Genomic DNA, 16,652 nt, shown 5'->3' with positions numbered 1-16,652 from the left:
TTTGACAATTCAGCGAACCCGGCAGAAACGGAAGGAGGAGTGACCGCATGGAACCTATAATCTCTTATCTTTGCAGCAAAAGACCGCTTCCATAGAGGAGCGGCCTGTGCTTATCTTATGCTCTTACCTGTATTTCTACTCCATTCCGTGCTCTTCACGGATTTTGTACAAGCCCTGCAGCAGCAGCTCCGAAGGATCGCGGTTCAGCTGCAAATGCGTCAGCAACAGATGAAGCGGGATCGCGCATACGTTGTTCCCATCAGTGATTGCAGGGAATCCTGCTTCAAAGACCGGTCCGTGCTCCGGGTTAAAGGCCAGGCCTGCATGGACCTGCTCCGGTGCGAACTCTTCACGGACAGCGGCGATGCACATGGGTACCAGCACATTATCAACAACAGCCTTGGCTTCCTCTTCACTCGGAAGAGGTTTAGGCAAGGAGTTGCCTCCCTTGGTCTTCATCAATTCGTGGAAGAAGGAGGCCATCCAGATCTCCGGACTGCTTCCGGACTGGAATCTGCCGGCCAACTCACGAAGGAAGAACCCGCAGTAATAATCATCGTTGGCACTGTCCTTGACACGATACACAAACACCGGGCCGTAAGTATCCAAATTCAGAACCTGGCCTTCCACTTCACTGAAACTCATTTTTAGAGCTACAATGCCGTTATGAAAAACAGCCTTCAGCAGCTCGTTCCATTTCTCTTCGGTCATGACCTTCTCGGCAGCTTCTGCTTCCCCGTTTGTTGCCTCATTGGTTGTCTCATTGGCTGTCTCATTGGTTGTTTCATTTGTCATAATTATTTTCACCCCGCTTCCTATCATACCATCCTATTGAACAAGGTAACATATCATATCTCTCAACTCAAATGGAAAGCTCTGCTGGCTCAAATGTATGTCCCTAACCAAAAGTGCTATACTAAACAGATGGAGTCACCATTTCATTTCGTAGAAGGGAAGGACAAATATCCATGAATACGAAACAATTGGACAGAATTCACACAGGCAAGGGCTTTATAGCTGCTCTGGATCAGAGCGGGGGAAGCACACCCAAAGCGCTGCTGCAATACGGCATTAAGGAAGACCGCTACTCCGGTGATGAAGAGATGTACGCGATGGTCCACGGGATGAGAACACGTATTATTCAGAGTCCCGCATTTAATTCGGAGCATATCCTCGGCGCTATTCTTTTTGAGAACACGATGGACCGTTTCATAGACGGACAATTAACCGCCGATTATTTATGGGAACAGAAAGGCATCGTGCCTTTTTTGAAAATCGATCAGGGACTAGCCGAGCTGGAAAATGGGGTTCAGCTCATGAAGCCCATTCCCGGTCTTGATGACCTGCTGAAACGGGCGGTCAAGAGGAACATCTTCGGCACCAAGATGCGCTCAGTAATCCATGAAGCTAACGCGGAGGGTATCCGGCAAGTCGTAGAACAGCAGTTTGCTGTCGCGGAGCAAATCGCCGGTTACGGGCTGGTTCCGATTATCGAACCGGAAGTAGACATTCTCAGCCCGGACAAAGCAGAGTCCGAGCAGCTGCTGAAGCGCGAATTAGCCGCCCGGTTAGCTGCCCTTGAGGATGGCGTCAAGGTCATGCTGAAGCTGTCACTTCCGACTGAAGATAATCTGTACAGCGAACTCGCCGCAGATCCGCATGTAGTCCGCATCGTGGCATTATCCGGGGGCTATACCCAGGCAGAAGCGAATGAGAAGCTGGCCCGCCAGCATGGACTCATCGCCAGCTTCTCGCGCGCCTTGTCCCAGGGCCTCAGCGATCAGCAGAGTGACGATGAATTTAATAGCATACTTGCTGCGTCCACCCTTGCGATCTACGAGGCTTCCATAACTTGAAGCCTCCACCGCTCCGCCTTTTCTCTTAAGTTTCCCACCCAATCTATAGAGTTGCTTGATTAGCAGACGAAGACCCCCGGGCGGGGTCTCTTGGTTATATAAGCCAAACATAAGACCAACCCCAAAGCAGTAACCGCCCCATTGCTAAAGGTCCATCGGAACGGAATAATCTAAAATGTTGTAAGGATTGCAACTTTGAGCCTGCGATGCCTGGGGCTACGGGTGAATTGTTGTATGAAATACAGGAATTCTCCCGCTAAACCGCTTGGAGAAGGAGTAATGCTGTATTTCATACAACATATTCCATATTAGCGCCGGTTAGTGAAGAAAATGTTGTACTTTGTGCAGGATTTTGCGATCAACGAGAAGTTTCTCGCGGCAACAGCAGCTATACGTTCTTCAAACGAGCGGCTTCCGCCCGCACAATTGGCGCTACTTCAGTTCCGAAGAGGCGAATGGCCTCCATGACCTCCGCATGCGGCATGGAGCCGTGCGGCACATGCAGCAGGAACCGCGTAATCCCCACGTGCTGGTACAGGTGGATGATTTTGCGGGCAACCGTCTCCGGATCGCCAACATATAACGCTCCGTCAAAGCTGCTCGCCACATCATAATCCGCACGGTGATAAGGCGGCAGCCCCTTCTCCACAGCCCGGACATTCGTCCGCGCGTGAGTGGACGGGAAGAATTTCTCTAGCGCCAGCTCATTGCTCTTCGCGATGAAGCCATGGGAGTGCGAGGCAATCGGCAGCTGTGACACATCATGACCGGCCTTGGCCGCTGCTTCCTTGTACAGCCGTACATGCGTAGCATAATCCGAAGGATTCACATTGCCGATAATCGCCAGGGCAAACGGCAAGCCCAGTGTGCCGGCACGGACCGCAGACTCCGGACTTCCGGCACTCGCAATCCATACAGGCAGGGGATTCTGCTCCGGACGCGGGTAAATCCCCAGATTATGTATCGCTGGACGATGCTTCCCGCTCCAGGTCACCTTCTCCGACTCGCGGAGCTTCAGCAATAAATCCAGCTTCTCGTCAAACAGTGCTTCAAAATCCTTCAGATCATAGCCGAATAACGGAAACGACTCCACAAACGAGCCACGGCCTACCATTATCTCGGCACGGCCGTTCGAAATCCCGTCCAGTGTGGCGAAATCCTGAAATACACGCACCGGATCAGCTGAGGACAGAATCATGACTGCACTGGTCAGGCGGATTCTGTTCGTCAGCGGTGCAGCAGCAGCCATTAGAACCACAGGCGATGAAGCTGCAAAATCAGGCCGGTGATGCTCACCTACGCCGTATACATCCAGTCCCACCTGATCCGCGAGCACGATTTCCTCCACCACTTCACGCAGCCGCTGCGCGTGGCTCAGGGTCTCACCGGTATTCACATCAGGCGTTGTCTCGACAAAGGTGCTTATTCCAAGTTCCACTTGTTGTTCCTCCTAAAAGTTATGTTAGCATCTGCTCCATGGGAGTCCCCTTCGCAAAACTTGCTTCGAAAGCATACGCTTAGTCAGTAATCCTTATATTTTAAATCTAAATAGTTAAATATTCAAAAACTAAATTTCCGCGCGGCAAAAAACCGGAGTCCCCCGCCGCCTTGGGCTGCCTTGCTGATTAACCTAGGGCGAGTTCGGCATAACCGGCGGTCTGTAATAGCCTTCTGGAGATACATCACCGCTACTCTATAACCTGAAAACAGTCCCGGTTATATTAACCGGGACTGCAGAAGAATACGCCAATTACTTCACCAGTTCCTCCAGGCTGCCGAATAGATCCCGGACCGATTTCAGCTTCGACTCGTTGCCGACCACACAGAAGTAATTCTGCTGCGTCACCGTCTGAAGCAGGCCGGCATATTGCCTGATATCCCCTGAGGTTGTTGACAGAATTTCATTCCGTTCCTGCTGCAGGTCTGCACCGGTAATCTGCTCGAAATAATGCCGGTCCGCCTGCCGGCCCTGTGCGCCGGGACTCAGCGGCTGGTCTACCATCGCCAGCGTGCCGATGATCGCCTTCGTCATCTCTTCTTCATCTGCTGCAAATTCCCCAGCAAACAGATATGCCCGGTCATAAATCTCCAGCGTCTCCTGCAAATTCGGATCACGGTAAGAAGTAAACAGGAGCACACCGTCTCTGCGCAGAACGAGATTGCCGCCATAAGCTCCGCCCTTGACCCGGACAGCATTCCACAGGTAGGTCAGGCTGAGGATTCTTTTGAGCACCTGCAGCTTGCCGGAATAAGCAAACCCAAGCTTCGTGAAGTCATACCCTTTGACCACATACTGCACCTGGCTGGCAGACATGAACCCTTCGTTGCCCGCCTGGTCCTGCGCAGACAGCAGCGGCATGAACTGAACCTGCTGGTCCCGCAGGTCCAGCTGCGCCAGGTGTGCAGTGAATTCCGCATACGTATCCAGCGTTCCGGTTACGGACAGTGTTACATTCTGCGTATTGAACAGAACCCCGCAGATTCCCTTCAGAGTATCCGCCAGCTGATCAGCCTCCTGGTCAATCCGGCTGGCCAGCTCTTTGATGAAGCGGTAATAGGCCATACCGCCGAGCTGCTCCTCATACATACCTCTATCCGTGAAATAAGAGAGCACCCGGCCGGCTGCGATTTCATTGCCTTTCTGGTTCAGCATTGCTTCCATGCCGGAGGCTTCCCGGCGGACAATCTCCTGCAGCTTGGATAAATTATTCAAGTTGCTATTGTAGAGCAGCTCGTGCAGCAGCTTCAGGGAACCGCCAATGTTGCCCTGCATGACTTTGATGCGGGCGCTGAATTTGGGCTGGTAGCTTCCTTCGCCAGCTTTACCGGCCCCAAATATCTCATTCTGAAACCGGATGCCGCCGGTTGTGATCCCGATTTCACTGGTCAGCTCTTCAATGCTGTAGGCCGCAGTCTCCAGTTGCCCCAGCACCCTCCCCAGCAGTTCCAGATAAGGAATCTGTTCTGCCTCCAGAACCCGGGTGTCCCAATACAGCTTAATATAGGCGATGGTTCCCGCAGCCGCTTCATGATGCAGCACTCTGATTCCATCCAGCCTATGCTCCTGGGTGGGCACCCCGGGCGGAGCGCTGCGGTCAATGTCCTGAAGGGACAGCTTCGGAAGCTTCTGCAGATCCTCCGCGGCATCCGGACGGTTCTGCCGGGCCAGCAGCTTCTGCGTATTCAGCACCAGCTCTTCGAGCTGTACCGGCGTCAACGAGGCTTTATACTCAGCCAAACAGCTGCGGGCCGCCGCTTCCTTGTCTGCCGCAAGGGTCTGGGAAGGCTTCAGGACAACGACGCTGCAGTGGTCGCTATTCAGCAGGTAGGTCTCGATCAGCCGCTCAAAATACCGGTTTGCACTTTTTTCGCGGATAGCCGCAATTGCTGCTTCATACTCCAGATACGTGGACGGCAAGCCGTCATACAGCCAGGCCTTCATCACTTCCATATTATAAGTCAGGCCCTTCGGGTACTGGTTGAAGTCTGCTTCCCGCAGTTCAAATTCCTTGCTGTTCACCGCAGCCAGTACCAGCTTCTTATCCAGCCCGTCCGCGGCAAGGCGGCTTAACGTCGTTCTGACCAGATCCACGAAGGCCTCTTTGGCGGAGGGATTAGAATGGGTCAAGGCAATGCCAAGCATAGGCTGGACCATACTGTCGGAATAGAAAGAGACCACATCCTTGCCGAGTCCGCTCTCAAGCAAAGCCTGTTTCAGCGGAGCGGCGTTGCTGTCCATCAGCATGCTTTTCAGAATGGCAAAGGCCAGATTCAGCTCCCGGTCCTGGGAGGTTCCGATTACATAGTTCAAACTCACGTATGTCTTATCAGCGGCGGTTTCGGTCTCCAGAATGGGGTACTCCGCCGTAAGCCCGGTTATTCCTGTCGGCTGCTGCAGGGCAATCCCCGTATCGATATCCTTGCGGTTATACCGGCTGAGGTATTCCTCGTGGATTAATTGCAGCCTCGCTTCGATATTCAAGTCTCCATATAGATAGAAATAACTGTTGGACGGGTGGTAATAACGGCTGTGCGCCTCCAGGAACTGCTCATAGGTCAGCGCAGGGATATGTTCCGGGTCTCCGCCGGAGGAATGCCGGTATACCGTATCCGGGTAGAGCGACTTTTTGATCCGGTCGATTAATACCGTGACGGGTGAGGAATAAGAGCCCTTCATCTCGTTGTAGACGACACCCTTATAGATCAGCTCATCCCCGGAGCGCGGCAGCTCGTAATGCCAGCCCTCCTGCTCAAAAATCTCCCGCTGGCTGTAAATGTTCGGCTGGAACACGCTGTCCAGATAAACCTCCATTAAGTTGGCAAAGTCCTGTTCATTCCGGCTGGCCACCGGATACATCGTCTTGTCGCCAAAGGTAAAGGCGTTCAGAAATGTTTTCATCGAGCCCTTCAACAGCTCTACAAACGGTTCCTTTACCGGATATTTATCCGAGCCGCACAGGACCGAATGCTCCAGAATATGAAACACTCCCGTGCTGTCCGCAGGCGGAGTCCGAAAGCTGACACTGAACACCTTGTTATCATCCTGATTCTGTACGTATAGCAGCCGCGCGCCGCTCTGCTGATGCTCCATCGTATATACCGAGGATTCGATTTCCCTGATATACTCCTGATGCATGACTTGAAACCCGGAATAGACTTGGCCTGTGATTAAGCTGCTCATAGATTTCCCTCCTTGGTTCAGGGCTGGCCTGATGCCATGAGCTTATCATATCCGGGCTTTCGGGTTCCACTGGGGAATGTGCGGACACCTCTTTTACCGGAGCCATTCCTCCAAATGTGCTGCCACGAATTCATCATCCGTGAGATGGGGATAATCCCTGCTGACTCTGCTGATCTCCTCCAGCTGCCCGGGTGAGAGCTGCTCCTCCGGATTCAGGCACCATAAGCCCTCAAGCAGTCCCTGGCGGCGCAGCGCCTCATGAATGCCCGGAATACAGCCGTGAAATTGATGGGCCGGATCAAACAATGCCGCATTGCTGTCGGTCACCTCAATGCCAAGGGTCAGCCAGCTGGATGACAGGGTAGCCTCATTGCGGATTTTTCGGATCGTATCCAGAAGTTGAACCGCTTTGCTTGTCCAGACCGCCCAGTGACCGAGAAGCCCGCCGACAATTTTCTTCTCCATGGGTTCCCCGTTAACCTTGAAGCGGTAGGTGGTGAGCAGATCCGTGACGATATTATCGTCATTGCCAGTATAGAGAGCGATTTCGCTGCTGCGGCTGGACTCGATCACCGCCCGGACCACATCGAGGCTCTGATAACGGTTGAACGGTGCCATTTTGATCGCGATAACGCCTTCAATCTCTGCAAAGCTCCGCCAAAAGTCAACGCTTAAGATCCGGCCGCCCACGGAAGGCTGCAGATAGAAGCCGAAGACGGGAATCACATCCGCCACTCTCCTGGTGCGTTCCAGCAGCTGCTCCTCGCTCCAGTCCTGCAGTCCGCCCATGCTGAGAAGTCCCGCCTCATAGCCCAGACCTGCCGCGAGCTGCGCTTCCCGGACAGCCTGCTCCGTGTCTCCGCATATGCCTGCCACCTTCATGAAAGGACGGGTAAGGCCGGCACGCTCCACTTCTTCCGCAGCAAGCCTAAGCACCGGCTCCAGCAGCCCGATCCCGGGGTCCCTGATTTCGAACTGCGTGGAATGCACGGCCACAGCAACTCCGCCTGCCCCGGAGGCGATATAATAACGGGTCAATGCCCGCTGGCGGCGTTCATCCAGCTTGCGTTCTGCCGTCAGGGCCAGGGGATGTGCCGGAATCGCCAGACCTTCATGCAGCGCTTCATAGAGCTCCGGAGTTAACGGTTGTCTGCTCGCTCCCATTAATAGTTGCCCTCCCGTTCCTGAAAATGTGTCGGTTTGTTCCAGGTCTCGCTGCCGGAAGCCACCCAGTCCGCCACCCAATCGATCATCTGTGCCAGCGATACCCGGGGATACCCGAAGGAAGCCGCTGCTTTGGCAGCATTGCTCAGCAGGGCATCCGGGGCTTCTGCACCCGTGAAGACAGGCTCAGTTCCCAGCCTGCGGCCGATTTCCGTGGCCGCCCAGCGCAGAGATACCGTCTCCGGTCCGGTGATGTTCATGACATTCGGCGGTGAGCTGCAGCGGAGCAAGGCGCGCAGGGCAAGCTCATTGGCATCTCCCTGCCATATGACATTGGCGTGCCCCATCGTCAGATCGATGGGCCGCTGCTCCTTAACGGATCGGGCAAGCTCAAGCAGAACGCCATAGCGCAAATCTATGGCATAATTGAGCCGGTAGATGAACATCGGCGTATTGTTCTTATGCGAGAAATGCTCGAAGATCCGCTCCCGTCCCAGACAGGACTGTCCATACTCGCCGTTCGCATTCGGTGAGGTGCGTTCTGTTGCTCCGCCTTGGCCCACCGGCGTGAACGGGTAGACATTGCCTGTCGAGAAGACGACAATCCGCGAATCGCGGAAGCGCTCCGCCACACGCCCTGGCAGATAGGCGTTCATCATCCAGGTGAAATGCTCATTGCCTGTTGTGCCGAATTTATTGCCGGCCATGTACAGGATATTCTTCGTGTCAGGCAGTGCCCGCAGCGCGCTGTCGTCAGACAAATCCGCCGCGATCACCTCCACTCCGGCTTCAATTAATTCTTGCTTCAATGCCTCATTCGAGAAGCGGGAGACGCCAATCACCTTCTTGTCCAGTCCGGCCTCCCGGATGGCATTCACGGCCAGCCTGGCCAGGCTCGGACCCATTTTGCCGCCTACTCCGAGCAGCATGATATCCCCGTCGAGCCGGGCGAGCTCCTCCAGCAGTGCGGCAGACGGACGGGCCAGCCGGTCTTCCAGCCCCTGAACGGACTTTATCACAGCTTGCGTTGGCATTTGCATAAGATTTCTCCTTTAGGTGGGTAAGATTTATGGTTAGTCCTGCTTGGCTCCGTCCAGCAGCTCCCGGCGAAGCTCTGCCGGCAGCAGGAAATCGAAATCACAGCCCAGATTCGCCTGCAGCACCCGCTCATGGAACAGCAGGCCGTAGCCTCTGTCATAATGGGGCTCCGGCGCCTTCCACTCAGCCTGCCGCCGGGCCAGCTCCCCGTCCGGCACCTTCAGGACCAGCCTTCTCGCGGCAATATCCAGCTCAATTTCATCACCGTCCTGTACAAGCGCCAGCGTTCCTCCTACAGCCGCCTCCGGCGCCGCATGCACGATCAGGGCGCCGTAGGAGGTGCCGCTGATCCGTGCATCGGAGATGCGGACCATGTCTCTTATGCCGCGCACCAGCAGCTTCTGCGGAATCGGGATCTGCCCGATCTCCGGCATCGCGGGCGCACCTTTGGGGCCGGCGTTCTTGAGCACCAGTACACTGTGCTCATCCACCTCCAGCTCCGGGTCGTCGATCCGCAGCTGGAGGTCCGCCGGGCTCTCGAACACCACGGCGCGCCCGGTGTGCCGCTTCAGATGCGCTGATACCGCAGTCTGCTTAATCAGCGCGCCGTCCGGGGCCAGATTGCCGCGCAGCACGGCAATTCCGCCCTCTCTGTCCAGCGGCTCCGCCACGCTGCGGATCACATCCCGGTCCAGCGTGACCGCCTGGACCAGATTCTCCGTAACCGTCCGGCCGGTTACGGTCAGGCAGCCGCCGTGCAGCAGCGCCCTCTCTGTCCAGCGGCTCCGCCACGCTGCGGATCACATCCCGGTCCAGCGTGACCGCCTGGACCAGATTCTCCGTAACCGTCCGGCCGGTTACGGTCAGGCAGCCGCCGTGCAGCAGCGGCTCCAGCTCCTTCATCAGCGCAGGCACGCCGCCTGCTTCGAAATACTCCTCCATCTGATACTTGCCCGAAGGCCGCAAATTCAGAATGAACGGCGTCCGGCGGCTGATGTCATCGAATGTCTCCAGCGGCAGCTTCCGGCCCAGCCGCTGGGAAATCGCCACCAGATGGATGATGGCATTCGTGGAGCCGCCGCTGGCCATCGTGACCGTGATGGCATTCTCCATTGCCTCTGCCGTCATGATGTCGCGCGGGCGGATATCCCGCCGCACCAGCTCCACAATCTGCTTGCCGGTCCGCTCGGAGAGATGCCTGCGGCGGCTGTCCGGCGCGGGGATCGCCGCGCACCCCGGCAGCGCCATGCCAATGGCTTCGGCAATCGAGGCCATGGTGCTGGCTGTGCCCATCACCATGCAGTGCCCGTCGCTGCGGCAGATGGCGTCCTCCGCCACCGCCAGCTCCGCATCGGTGAGATTTCCCGCTTTATGCTCCAGCGTGAAGCCGTAGCAGTCGGTGCAGGCCCCCAGGCTGCGTCCGCCCAGGCGGCCGTTCAGCATCGGCCCGCCCGTGAGCACAATGGCCGGAATGTTCACACTTGCCGCTGCCATCAGCTGGGCAGGCACCGTCTTGTCACAGCCGCCGAGCAGCACCACCCCGTCTATGGGATGGCCCTTCATCATTTCCTCCGTGTCCATCGCCATCAGGTTGCGCAGCAGCATCGTTGTCGGCTTGACATAAGGCTCGCCGATCGAAATCGTCGGGAATTCCATCGGCACCCCGCCAGCCTGCCAGACCCCGCGCTTCACATAATCCACCAGCTCATTAAAGTGCGAATGGCACTTGTTCAGTTCACTGAAGGTATTGCAGATGCCGATGACCGGCTTCCGCAGATCCTCTTCTGTATATCCCATCGACTTTGTAAACGAACGGTGAATGAAGCCCCACAGATCTTTTTCCTGGAAATAGGCTTCACTCTTCAGTCTGCGTCCGGCAGCACCGCTCCCGGCACTGTCCGCCCGGCTGGTTTCCGTATGCTCCTCCATGCTCCATCTCCCTTTGGCTTCCAGCCTGCTGTTGTACAAATTAGACCAGCCCGAGGATTTCCGGTGTCGGCCGGTGAATAATGTCTTCAATGAAATCCTCCGCCACACGCGGCAGCTTGGTTCCCTCTACCGGATCGTTGATCCGGTACAAGGCATCCAGCATCTGCTGCGTACCGAAGAACGGATAGTCCGAACCGAACAGCAGCTTGTCCTGCACCCCGTATTCCGCAGCGGAGACCAGTGCATTATAGAATTGCCACGGACGGCTGCCGAGTGCAGACACGTCCATGTACAGGTTAGGATGCTTGCGCACCAGCGAGATGCATTCATCCACCCATGGGTGACCCATATGGGCTACGATCATTTTCAGCTTCGGAAAAGCCCTGGCAATTGGATCAAGCATCGCCGGGCGGGAAGCATCCAGATATCCCTCCGGGACAAAGGAGGTTCCCTGATGCCATAGAACCGGAACGTTCAGTTGCTCCGCCTTAGCATAGAGCGCCATATGCTTCGGATCCTCCGGATAAAAGTTCTGATAGATCGGGGCCAGCTTCAGTCCCTTCAGCCCCAGCTCACGGACAGCCGTTTCGAACTTGCCTACACAGTCCAGATCATTCGGATCTACGCTGGCAAAACCAAACAGCCTTCCCGGGTCCGTTCGGCAGTATTCCGCCACATATTCATTCGGCACCACCAGCCCGGTCGCAGACGCCGCCATCGCCAGTACTATGGCTCCCGAGAACCCTTCCAGGTTGCCCCGGTGCTGCTCCGGTGTAGCCTCAATATTCATATCCGGGCCCCAGGCGCGCTTGATCGCGGCATCCGTAGGTCCTGCCACCATTCCCGGTCCAAACAAATGAGTGTGTGAATCAAAAATCATCTCTGCACCTCCTTCAAGCTACAATTCACTTCCGTTAGCCAGATGTCCGCCATCTACACGGACCGTTTCCCCCGTCACATACGCTGCTTCGTCTGAGGCCAGGAAGAGAAACACGTTCGCCACCTCCTCTGGAGCCGCTGCCCGTTTCATCGGAGTATGCTCCGAATGGGACGGCAGTCCGCTTTCCTCGCGCAGCCTGCGGTCCAGCGGGGTATCCACGAAGCCCGGCGCCACTGCATTGACCCGGATACCATACGGAGCCAGCTCTACCGCCATAGACTCTGTCAGCAGGATAACGGCTGCCTTGGAAGCATTGTAATGGGCAAGCTCCGCGCTGGCCGATATTCCGTTTTTGGAGCTCATATTGATAATTGCACCGCCGCCGCCCTGGCCAATCATCTGCCTCGCGGCCAGCTGGCCAAGCCTGTACACCGCACGGACATTGATCTCGAAAACCGTATTCCAATGCTCCAAGGAAATATCGAGAAAGGATTCTCTATAGGCAATTCCTGCATTGTTCACAACGATGTCGATTCCGCCAAAATGTGCGAATGCCCTGGCCGCAGACGCCTCAAGCTGTGCCGGGTCCCGCAGATCGCAGACCTCCGCGCTCCAGCTTCCGCTGTAGTCTGCCAGTTCATCAGCGGCAGTGAGCAGCTCTGCTTCGCTGCGGTCCAGCAGAATCACGCGTGCCCCTTCCTCCAGGAAACGGCGGGCAATCGCCAGCCCGATACCCCGCCCTGCGCCTGTTACCAGCACTCTTTTTCCAGCCATCCTCATGTAGGCACCCCGCCTTCGTGGTTTAGAGCACTCCGTATTTATCATAGACCTGCCGCAGTGTGGAGCCCGCCAGCAGCTCATCGCGTGTATGATTCTCGCGTGTCGCCTTATCCGTCGCCAGTGCGAACACTTCATTAATAATGGCGCCCGGTATCACCACCACACCGTCACGGTCGCCAAAGATAATGTCGCCGGGCTGCACCAGCACACCTCCGCACAGCACGGGAATATCGTAGTCGATAACGATCCCGCGTCCCTGCGAATCCACCGGCTTGGTGCCGGTGGCGAAGACGGGAAAGCCCAGCTCCAGAATTTTGGCCGTATCCCGGATTAAGCCGTCCACAATGGCGCCCCGCCCGCCGCGCATCTTGGAGGCCGTTGACAGCAGCTCCCCCCAGAGGCCATTCTGCCTGGATTCATTCGTGCAGCCGATCACAATCTCTCCCGGCTTGACGCTGTCTACCGCTTCTATCTCCTTGGCGTAAGGGTCTTCCGGCAGATGGTGAATATCCACGGACAGAACGGTTTTGGCACGTCCAGCCACCACCCAGGAGGGATCGACCGGATTGATATTCTCGCGCATCACCTGATTGCGGTAGCCCAGCTGATCCAGCGTATCGGAGATTACCGCCGAATAGAGCGTTTCACACATCGTATCGAATAGTTTCTGTTCGTCCATTGTTCATCCCGCCTCTTTAATGTGGTTACATACATTCAAATCCTGGCGTTACCTGTGCAGCTTAACCGGTTGCCCGGCCTGTACGGACCGGTAGGCATTCAAGGCAACCTCCGCCGATCTGAGACCGTCCAGTCCGCTTACCGGTACCGGGGAGCCTTCCAGCAGCGCCTGCACGAATGCCTGCAGCATCAGTCCGTTCATATCGTCTCCCCAGAAAGACCAGCTGCCTTTGCCGGATGCTCTGCCATACACATTGTTCTTCTGATTGAAGGCATCGATGGAGATGACTCCCTCTGTCCCGATGATTTGCAGGGTCACATCCCCCCAGGTGGGGAATCCGGGATTACGCGACCAGCTCGGGTCCAGAACGCCGAACACGCCATTTGCAAAAGTGACATGCACCATGCCGGAATCATCAATCGTCCGCTTGTGCTCAGGATCGAATAAGGTTCCCGCATAGGCATAGACCTGCTCGACCGGTGAGCCGGTGAACCAGTTCATCAAATCCATCACATGAACTGTATGATCCAGCACAGCGCCACCGCCCGAAAGCGAAGGCTCGGCGAACCACGCCGGACCCGGGAATGAGCCTCTGTTGGTTCCTTTAAAAGCTACAATCTCTCCGATCTCCCCCCTGTCAAACGCCTCCTTAGCCCGGACCACCGGGGTCAGAAAGCGGCAGGGAAACGCGGTCATCAGCTGGACCCCCTTGGCTTCACAGCCTGCAATCATCCGCTCCATCTCCCCGGCAGAGAGGCCAAGCGGCTTCTCACAGAGAACATGCTTGCCTGCTTCAGCAGAGGCAAGGGTATGCTCCGCATGATGAACATTCTCCGAGCATATGATCACCGCATCTATCGACGCATCGGCCAGCAGTTCGCGGTAATCGCTGTAGTAAGGGATGGCATGGCGCCTGGCCAAATCCTCTGTCCGCTCCGGCACGGGATCAGCGATCCCGCCTACGTTCACCTCCGGCATCTGCTGAAGACAGGCCAGATAATCATAGGCATGAGCATGGGCGAAGCTGATCATTCCCACATTAAGACGTCTCATAGACTCCCTCCTTTGGCATCGAGCTTAACGGGAAGTCCGGTTGCCCCTGATCTCACGGCAGCTTCCGCCCAGCGTACAGCCTGAACGGCATCTTCTGCCGTGACCTTAGGCTCCGCACCGCTGGCAATGCACCTCAGGAAATGCTCCAGCTCTTCATAATAGGGGTCTTTCAGCAGCACACTTGCAGGGGTCTCCACGAACCCCGGAGCAGACCCCGAGGCAGCTGCCCGCCGGACATGCACACTCTCCCCGTCCGGTGTTCCGCCCGAGATAATGACGTCCGCACCGGCATATTCAAACGCTGTATGAAACGCGCCAGGATAACCCCAGAAAGCCTCCAGTTGGGCAAGGGTTCCGTTCCCGAAGCGGAAGGTCGCGGAAGCATAATTCATCGTCTCCCTCCGATGCTCGAAGGCATATACCTCCTCCGCTTCACCAAAGGTCCCGCGGATATAGTCGATATCGTGAATCATCAGATCCACAATCACGCCGCCGCTCAGCGCCGGGTCGCGGAACCATTCCTGAACCTGGCCGGGATGCGAGCCTGCTCTCTTGGCATGGTAGATGCCGCCCCCGCCTCCGCCATGCTGCCTGATCCCTTCCGCAAGCTGGCTGTAGGAGGGGAAGAAGCGGACCACATGTCCGACAAATAACCGGACACCTTTACCGTTACAGTATCGGACCGCCTCCTCGGCTTCCGTGGAAGTCAGCGCCAGCGGCTTCTCGCAGATCACATGTGCACCGTAGTCCGCTGCTAGCCGTACCATGGGCACATGCAGATAGGTGGGTACAGCTATACTGACCACCTCCGGTTTCTCCCGTTCGAGCATTTCCTGTGCCGTCAGATAAACATTCACCCCTGCCAGCCGCCCCAGTGCCTCTGCCGCTTCCGCGTTAATATCACATACCGCGATGAGCTGAGCCTCAGGCATGGACATATATCTGTCCGCATGAATGTTTCCCATACCGCCGCAGCCGATCACTGCTGTCTTGATCATTCCGTTTCTCCCCTTTCCGAATGTAACTCCTTATTACAAAAGAACAGCCTGTCCGTATCATCGGGTACGATTAAGCTCCTTACAGAAGCACGGTCTGCCCCGTTACCCTGCTCTCATTAGCCGCTTCAATAAAGCGGATCAGCTCCAGGGTCACCGCCGGGCTTACGGGCGGAGGCGCTCCAGCCGCCATCAACAGAAACTGCCTTAGCAGATTCTGATGGCCTGCTTCATAGTACCCGCCCAGCGCATTTACTGCTGTGCTGCCCCGTTCCCTGTGCAGCACAGCAGTGAAATCCGGGCCGCCCGTCCGGTTGCCGCGCAGGGTTCCGATCCGGCCGTCACTCCACTGCCCGACTGCCCATTCCTGGACTTCATTACTCAGCGCTTTCACTGAAATGCAGCCTCTGCCAAGCGCCGCGTACAGCATTTCTGCGGTATGAATGCCGTACCAGAATAACCCCGGCTGGGTCGGCTGCAGCTCGAACGGACCGCAGCAGTCCGCTCCTACAATGGAGCCTGCACTCTCATCCTTCAGCGCCGCATTCAGCGGACCGCCGAACCGGACCATCGAGCTGGAGAAAACGGGTGTCCCATAGCTTGCTGCAAGCTCCATGATGGCCCGGGCATCCGCGCTGGTGACCGCAAGCGGCTTGTCGATGAACACCGGCTTGCCGTAGGGTGCGAGCACCGCGAACTGTTCACGGTGTACTCTTCCGTCTACAGAAGTCAGCAGGACCGCATCTGCTCTCTCGGCTACTTCAGCAATGGAAGCCACCAGCTCGACACCGTAGTGCTCCTGCAGCTCCCTGCTGATCGCTTCCACCCTTGAGGCGCTTAACGGGAAATCCGCCGAGCCTCCGGCATACCCGCAAGTCAGCCTCCCGCCGGGTACATGCAGCGGATGGGACACATGGTTCAGCAGCGAAGCATAGATTCTGCTGTGGGAGGTATCCATGCCCACCATACCAATGTTCAGCTCTTTCAACTCTGCACCTCCGCCCGCGTAGACTGGGGTTAACTAGTACTTGCAGCAACTAATGTATTCCGTTCCAAATGGACATTCAGGGATAGTTGTATATAGTTGTATAATGTACAATTAAAAACACCGAAAAGAGAGGCTGGCCTCTTATAACTGCAGTCTGTACAACTAAAACTGCCCGAATGGGCGGGAACCAAGGTAGCGAGGCAGTTTAATTGCACGAAATACAACTAAACGGATTATTGGTTGTAAATCAGGCGATTTAGTTGTACAAAGTGCAATTAAGCCTACCGCATACCGTTTACCGCATACCGCTTGCCGTTTACCGTTTACCGTTTACAGCTTACCGTCTACCGCCTACCGTTTACTGCAAACGCCTAGGCATTTACCGTAATCGGGTCATGGGTTGCCGTAACTCCAAAGAATATTTGGCCCTCCGGCCGCTGCCCGTCCCCAGGTTTCTTGATCTAATCCGCTGTTCGCAGTGGAAATTCTCAGACAGCTTATGCTTCCGATGCTTGCTTTCCTATGGAAGGCTTTCTGGCGGACGCTACCTTCATACAGTTCCAGTTCCAAATTTCCCCTCCGCCGCTTTTCCCAGTCCGTATATTTTTA

14 protein-coding genes are annotated in these 16,652 nt (G+C 56.2%); 1 reads left to right on the top strand and 13 read right to left on the bottom strand.

The features are described from left to right. Window positions 1-135: 135 nt before the first annotated feature. Complete coding sequence (locus QW71_RS24495; RefSeq protein WP_039305286.1) at window positions 136-795, bottom strand: hypothetical protein; 660 nt, start codon at window positions 793-795, stop codon at window positions 136-138. Between the two features lie 173 nt (window positions 796-968). Between QW71_RS24495 and QW71_RS24490 the strand changes: the two genes are divergently transcribed. Continuing rightward, entirely contained in the window at window positions 969-1,856 is an 888-nt protein-coding gene (locus QW71_RS24490) for a fructose bisphosphate aldolase (RefSeq protein ID WP_039305146.1), read from the top strand. A gap of 388 nt (window positions 1,857-2,244) precedes the next feature. Here the strand turns inward: QW71_RS24490 and QW71_RS24485 are convergent, their stop codons facing one another. The 12 genes from QW71_RS24485 to QW71_RS24430 all read right to left on the bottom strand — a co-directional run bounded on the left by QW71_RS24485 (window position 2,245) and on the right by QW71_RS24430 (window position 16,043). Next, window positions 2,245-3,294 carry an Atu2307/SP_0267 family LLM class monooxygenase gene (locus QW71_RS24485; protein ID WP_039305143.1) on the bottom strand — a complete coding sequence of 350 codons (1,050 nt, stop codon included), beginning with the start codon at window positions 3,292-3,294 and terminating at the stop codon, window positions 2,245-2,247. A 312-nt stretch (window positions 3,295-3,606) separates the two neighbouring features. Beyond that, a complete protein-coding gene (locus QW71_RS24480) occupies window positions 3,607-6,537 on the bottom strand; it encodes an insulinase family protein (protein WP_039305140.1) in 2,931 nt (976 codons plus the stop codon). 93 nt (window positions 6,538-6,630) lie between these two features. Then, window positions 6,631-7,701 (bottom strand): dihydrodipicolinate synthase family protein, encoded by a 1,071-nt coding sequence (locus QW71_RS24475; RefSeq protein ID WP_039305137.1) that lies wholly within the window; start codon window positions 7,699-7,701, stop codon window positions 6,631-6,633. Then, on the bottom strand, window positions 7,701-8,717 hold the full coding sequence (locus QW71_RS24470; RefSeq protein ID WP_039305283.1) for an NAD(P)-dependent oxidoreductase: 1,017 nt from the start codon (window positions 8,715-8,717) through the stop codon (window positions 7,701-7,703). Before QW71_RS24470 ends, QW71_RS24475 begins: the two co-directional genes overlap by 1 nt. 57 nt (window positions 8,718-8,774) lie before the next feature. Further along, window positions 8,775-9,452 (bottom strand): dihydroxy-acid dehydratase, encoded by a 678-nt coding sequence (locus tag QW71_RS41865; protein ID WP_268794633.1) that lies wholly within the window; start codon window positions 9,450-9,452, stop codon window positions 8,775-8,777. Further along, window positions 9,334-10,758 (bottom strand): dihydroxy-acid dehydratase, encoded by a 1,425-nt coding sequence (locus QW71_RS41860; RefSeq protein ID WP_268794632.1) that lies wholly within the window; start codon window positions 10,756-10,758, stop codon window positions 9,334-9,336. The genes QW71_RS41865 and QW71_RS41860 overlap by 119 nt, the downstream gene beginning before the upstream one ends. Further along, window positions 10,709-11,548 (bottom strand): amidohydrolase family protein, encoded by an 840-nt coding sequence (locus QW71_RS24455; protein WP_052770161.1) that lies wholly within the window; start codon window positions 11,546-11,548, stop codon window positions 10,709-10,711. The genes QW71_RS41860 and QW71_RS24455 overlap by 50 nt, the downstream gene beginning before the upstream one ends. Window positions 11,549-11,566: 18 nt before the next feature. Next, window positions 11,567-12,322, bottom strand: a complete 756-nt coding sequence (locus QW71_RS24450; protein ID WP_160311836.1) for an SDR family NAD(P)-dependent oxidoreductase — start codon at window positions 12,320-12,322, stop codon at window positions 11,567-11,569. Between the two features lie 28 nt (window positions 12,323-12,350). Continuing rightward, a complete protein-coding gene (locus tag QW71_RS24445; protein WP_039305128.1) occupies window positions 12,351-13,007 on the bottom strand; it encodes an RraA family protein in 657 nt (218 codons plus the stop codon). A 48-nt stretch (window positions 13,008-13,055) separates the two neighbouring features. Then, window positions 13,056-14,060 (bottom strand): Gfo/Idh/MocA family protein, encoded by a 1,005-nt coding sequence (locus QW71_RS24440; protein WP_039305126.1) that lies wholly within the window; start codon window positions 14,058-14,060, stop codon window positions 13,056-13,058. Beyond that, window positions 14,057-15,058: a Gfo/Idh/MocA family protein gene (locus QW71_RS24435; protein WP_052770160.1), complete on the bottom strand. Its 1,002-nt coding sequence runs from the start codon at window positions 15,056-15,058 to the stop codon at window positions 14,057-14,059. The genes QW71_RS24440 and QW71_RS24435 overlap by 4 nt, the downstream gene beginning before the upstream one ends. 79 nt (window positions 15,059-15,137) lie before the next feature. Then, window positions 15,138-16,043: a Gfo/Idh/MocA family protein gene (locus QW71_RS24430; RefSeq protein ID WP_235441535.1), complete on the bottom strand. Its 906-nt coding sequence runs from the start codon at window positions 16,041-16,043 to the stop codon at window positions 15,138-15,140. Window positions 16,044-16,652 lie beyond the last annotated feature (609 nt).

The sequence above is a fragment of the Paenibacillus sp. IHB B 3415 genome, from assembly GCF_000802655.2.
GTDB lineage: Bacteria > Bacillota > Bacilli > Paenibacillales > Paenibacillaceae > Paenibacillus_AQ > Paenibacillus_AQ phytohabitans.
The sequence above is the reverse complement of the archived record's forward strand: the minus strand, read 5'-3'. Positions and strand labels throughout refer to the sequence as shown.